We start from the raw sequence: 5,576 nt of genomic DNA, 5'->3' as shown, positions 1-5,576 counted from the left end.
CGTTGAAGGTGTCCAGGATGTAGGCGGTGTCGTCGCGGTCGATCCCGTAGAGGTGGAAGAAGAGCGCGTCCAACTCGGCGCGGATGACGGCGCGACGGTCGGGGTCCCAGCGGAAGGGGGCGCTGGTGTCGCCGAGGTCGCGGGCAAAGGGAGCCATGTCGTGTGCGGTGTAGGTGAGTTCCAATAGGCGCGAGCTGATGGCGGCCGAGTGCGGGGTGAGCTGCTCGGGCGAGGGCATTGGCAGCTGCCGCACGATGAAGTAGCTCATTGAGGTACCGCCGACACACTGACGAGCGGCGTAGTCCATGACAATCGATGACCAAGCTGCCGCCATGAGTGCGGCCTGCGGGGACAGGGCCAGCAGAAACTTGTGGCCAAATCCGTGCGCCGGAGCGACCGTCGCGATCATTGTGCGTTCGTCGCTCGCTCGACAGATGTCACGCCAGCCGAAGACCCACTGCCGGTCCCAGCCCTTCGCTGCCAGGCGGCTGCGGACGCCGGATTCCATGACGGGCTTGCCGTTCTTGTCGACCTTGCCAGTCGGCACGTCCTGCTCCGGAACCCAGTAGCGAGGCAAAGGAACGGCGGAGGCGTCTTGGTGCTGGTCCACGGTGAAGCGAGGGAGTGTGCCCTTATTGAGCTGTTTCTCCGTTGCGTTTTCGTACGTCGAGAACCGGTGATCGTAGTGGTGGAGCATCTTTGCCTCGTACAACGGCAGCAGGCGCTCATCGCTACGGACGAGGACGTTACCGTCGAGGACCCATCCGGCCTTGAGGAGATCGTCGAAAGTCTCGTCACTCTGGGCGGACGGACGGAAAAGATGGGAATCATTCGACATGTCGAACATGCGCATGAATGAGATGCCCCAGGAGTTGCCGCCCGTCGTCTTGGTCTCGTCGATCAGGACTGGCACGCGGCGGTAGATACCCAAAGTGATTTCGGCGTCGCGGCTACTGCGAAAGACAGGGCACGTGCCAGTGTTCGGGTTCATGGCCAAAATGTCGTCGGCCGTCAACAGGTAGCTCCACTGAACGATTTGCTCAGTCTGGCGAACCTTGAAAACCATGCGGATCGGTTCACGCGTGCTTCCTGCTCCGCGCAGCATGAACAGGCAGAAACGCATCTGGTTGTGGACCCCAGGGAAGACCTTGTCCTCGTTCTCGAAGTCGTACAGGGCTGCAAGCTGGCCCTTCGTGACGACATCCTTGAAGAAGAACTGCGTCGTCGCATCCGTAGCGATCCCCGTCGGCACGATCACGCCCGTCCGCCCACGCGGTCCCGTCAGGACGCGGTCCGTCTCTGTGAAGACCGCGTACGTGTTGATGTCACCGCGCCCGGTCAGCGGGAAGCGGGCGCTGACGCGCAAGAAGTGGCTCTCTCCTTCCGCGCGGCGCCTGGCAGCCTCGAACTCGGCGTACAGGCGCGCACCGTCACGGTCGTCGCGCAGTTCCGTGATGAGCCGTTTGCGGGCGGAAGCGTTCTTGGCGCCGGCGATCCGCGGATCGCGCTGGGCGAAGAACTCCTGCTCCTGGAGCTTGACGCGCTCCCACGGCGGGTTGCCCACCACCGCATCGAACCCACCGGCCCAGCCCGTCCCCGGCTGGACACCGGTGCCCGTCTCCGGGACCGCGAACACCTCGGGGAACTCCAGGTGCCAGTGGAAGAAGCGGTACTGCTCCCGCAACTCCCGGATCTCGGCGTGGGTGGTGTCCGGCACTGCGGACTGGTTACGGCTCCGCAACGCGCGGAACACCTGGTCGGTCGGGGCCTCGGGGGCACCGTCGTGCTTGGGCCAGACGAAGGCGGCGCACCAGGCGTCGGCGGCGTGCACGTCATCGACGTACGCGGCCGACTCCGTGTGGGCGAGGTAGGCGGACTCCTGCGCCCGGACCTGCTCCAGGAGGTCGGAGGGCGCCGTGGTGATCCTGGCGAGTTCTGCGGCGTAGCGGGCGTTGCCGGGCAGGGTCTCCGTGTCGAAGGTCAGCTCGTCCTGGCCGCCGCGCTGGATCTTGTTGCGCTTGACGAGTCCCGCCGCGTACTTCTTGTCGTCGCCCTCGATCGGCTTGAACGCGTCGTCCGGGATGCCGTTCGCCAGCAGTTTCGGGGTCGCGCCGATCAGGCCGTTGCCGTGCTTCACATGCGCGTCCAGGAACCCCAGAGGCTTCCCCGGCTCCAGTGCCTCCAGCCACAGCGACACCTTGGCCAGCTCCACCGCCATGGGGTTGAGGTCCACGCCGTAGACGCAGCGGGCGACGACCTGGTGCAGGGCGCGCCGCACCGCGTCGACCGTCGGTTCCGGGTTGCGCTCGCGCACCGATGCCACGCGCTTGGCGATGCGTCGGGCCGAGGCGACCAGGAAGTGCCCGGAGCCGCACGCCGGGTCGCAGACCGTCAGGGACAGCAGCTCGTCGACGATGCCGTCGGTCGGGTCGGGACGGCCGCCCTCCGTGGCGCGCTGTTCGCCGCGCTTGACCGCGTCGTCTATCACCGGGTCGAGCGTCGTGTCGAGCAGGCACTCGATGAGCGAGGACGGGGTGTAGTAACTGCCTGTCGTCTTGCGGCTGTTGCCCGCGACCTCGATCAGTTCGAAGGTGCGGTCCGTGGCGGAGTGCTTGGGCTCCAGCTCCAGCAGGGACTCGTAGACCGAGCCGAGTTCCTCGGCGTCCAGGTGGCGGTAGTCGACCGGGCGCCAGCGGCGGGCGCCCGGGTCGCGCATCTGGGCGAGGTGGCGGATCGCGGTGAGCAGCGACTCGTTGGACAGCTTCAGGCCGTCCAGCGGCGCATCGGCCGGCTTCGGGGAGAACAGGCCACCGAGGCCGGGCAGGCCCAGCTCGGGGCGGCCGCCCTCCTTGCCGAGGGCGTCGAGGACGATGCGCAGCGCCTCGTACTGGTCGCCGTGGGCGGTGCCCTGGCGCCGGCGGGCGCGCTCGCGCAGCCGGGTGGAGGAGAAGTAGCGGTCGTACGCCTCCCGCTGCCGCTCGTCGGCCTTCGGGTCGAGCAGGGCCCCGCGGTCCTCGGCGACGAAGACGAACAGCAGGCGGTAGACCAGGCGCAGCAGGGCGTCCCGCAGTGCCTTCGGGTCGGTGTCCTCGCGCAGCCGGGTGTTGTCCGGGTGGCGCAGGAAGCCGGTGCCGAGAGCGGTGAGGGCGTCTCGTACTCCCAGGCGCAGCTGGTCCAGGGCGCGGGCGCCGGAGCTGACGGCCTCGGCGCGCCACTTCTCCAGCCAGCACCCCGAGGCCGCCGCCCCCTCGGCCACCGCGAACCGGGACGCGTGCAGTACGCAGTACAGCAGCACGAACTCGCTGAACAGCTCGCCGTCGAAGATCGCTTCCAGGTCGAACTCGACGTACGCGGCGGTCGCGAAGGACGACGAGTCGCGCAGCAGCCGCACCCGGCGGCCGTTGGTGAGGACCGCCCACAGGTGGGCCTCGGTGCGGTTGAGGCAGTCCTGGAGCATGGACTGCGGGGGTACCTGGCCGAAGGTCAGGCGCTTGTCGAGCTCCTGGTTCCAGGGGACCTGGTGGACGAGGGCCGGGCCGTGGCGGTGGGAGACCGGGAAGTGCTTGTCGGGGTCGGAGTCGGCCGGGATGCCCGGCGCGCCGACCTCCGTCAGCGCGCCGAAGTCCAGCTTGCGGAAGAGCTGGGCCAGCCAGTCGGTGCCGGCCCGGCCGGTCGGGTCCGCGGCCGGTGCGCCGGTCTTCGGGTCGGCGGGCAGGGCGGTGCGCAGGTCGCGCCAGAGCGGCTTGAGGTACTCCCAGGCGCGCTCGGCCTCGTCGCGTACGGGGACCGAGGCGGGCAGGCCGTAGTCGGCGGGCCTGGTGCCCGGGAGGTTCCGTGCCTCGGCGATGCGCAGCAGCATGTCGGCGGGGAGCAGGCCGCCGACGGTGGTGACGGCGGTGAAGGCCAGGGCGGTGCGGGTGGCGGCGGACATCAGGCTTCGGCTCCGGACACGGTAGAGGCGGCGGGGGCGACGGGCGGCAGGTAGACGTAGACGCCGAGGACGTCGGCGGGCTCCTGCGGGACGACCTTCAGGCCGCGGACGATCTCCTCGTTCGCCTTGCGCACCCGGCGGTGCGAGGCGTCGAGCTCGGCGGCCAGGTCCGTGCCGTACTCGGTGAGGTGTGCGGCGAGGTCCCCCAAGCCGTCCAGGGCGCGGGAGATGGCGTTGTGGGCGGACTGTTCGTGGGTGTTCGCCACGGCGCGGGCCGCGAGGAGGGCGGCGGCCGCGTCGTCGTCCAGCCAGCGGGCGCGCGACGGCATCCCCTCGAAGGCGAGGAGGCGTGCGTCCTCGGCGACGACCTGCCGTTCGCCGGTGCGGGACGGCAGGGTGAGGTGGAAGCGGTAGCGGACCAGCAGGAGCGTGGTGCGGGTGGTGACCGCGTCCGTGGTGACCACGCCGCAGCGCCGTGCCGGGCGGGGGCCGAGCGCCTTCACGTCCAGGGCCGAGTCCAGGACGTAGGAGGCGATGGCGCCGATCGCCGGGTCGGTGCGGACCAGGGCGGCCTCGCCGCGGGCGATCGCCGGGGTGGTGCGGAAGGGGATCTCGCGGTTCTCCTCGACGAGCCGGTTGCCCAGGGTCGCGGCGAGCGCGTCCCGCAGGCCCGCCGGGGTGCCGCCGGCCTGGGCGGTGAAGTCACCGGTGCCGTCGCCTGGGTCACGGACCAGCGCGTCCAGGTCGCGCAGGGCCTCCAGGGCGAAACCGCGGACCTCCTCCGCGCCGCCGAGCGCGGCCCGTACGGCGGCGACCTCGCGGGCCACCTCCTCCGGGTGGATCGCGCGCTGGGCGTACTTCGAGCGGGAGGTCTTCTCCCGGTCGGCCGCCGAGGTCCACTCCCGCTCGATGCGGTCGAAGGACTCCTGGTGGCCGTCCTCCATGTCGAAGAGGCTCTCCTGGCTGCCCTGCCGTCCGTGCAGCAGCAGCCACTCCACCACCGCGTCGGTGACGCCGGACGCGGTCTCGTCGGGGACGGAGACGGAGATGCCCAGGTCCTTCTTGATCTGCCGGTGCTTCTTGAAGAGCACCTCCAGGACCTTGCCGTCGATGCCGTTGTCCTCGCCGTACATGGTGATGACGCGGACCTGGTCGCGCTTCTGGCCGTAGCGGTCGACGCGTCCCTCCCGCTGGTCGTGCCGGGTCGGGTTCCACGCCAGGTCGTAGTGGACGACCGCGTCGAAGTGGTGCTGGAGGTTGACGCCCTCGGACAGGCAGTCGGTGGCGATCAGCACCCGGCGGACAGCCGGGTCGCCGGCCTCGCCCGCCTCAGCGGCGAGCTGCTCGATCCGCTCCAGGCGCTGCTGCGGGGAGAGGGTGCCCGTCACGGCGGCGATCTTCGTCTTCTTGCCGAGCTTGCCGTCGAGCTGGTCTGCGAGGTACGTCGCCGTCGGGATGTAGCGGCAGAAGACGATCGGGTGGTAGCCCTCGGCGATCAGGGCCTTCAGGTGCCGGGTGAGCGCCTTCAGCTTCGCGTCCTCGGCGGGCCCGACCAACTCCGCCGCCCGCGAGGCGAGTTCGAGGAGCCGTGCGCCCGCTTCCTCGGACTCGGCGGCGCCCGGTGCGACGTCCATGCCTTCCAGCC

Annotated in this window: 2 protein-coding genes; both read right to left on the bottom strand. The window is 70.0% G+C overall.

The window, feature by feature from the left end; all coding sequences use genetic code 11:
• On the bottom strand, positions 1-3,931 hold a 3,931-nt coding region (locus IH13_RS0127295; protein ID WP_031088638.1), incomplete at its 3' end, for an Eco57I restriction-modification methylase domain-containing protein.
• On the bottom strand, positions 3,931-5,576 hold a 1,646-nt coding region (locus IH13_RS0127290; RefSeq protein ID WP_031088637.1), incomplete at its 5' end, for a C-terminal helicase domain-containing protein. The genes IH13_RS0127295 and IH13_RS0127290, both read right to left, overlap by 1 nt.

This window comes from Streptomyces sp. NRRL WC-3549 (assembly GCF_000721935.1).
GTDB lineage: Bacteria > Actinomycetota > Actinomycetes > Streptomycetales > Streptomycetaceae > Streptomyces.
Note: the sequence above shows the minus strand (reverse complement) of the source record. Positions and strands in the feature narration are given on the sequence as shown.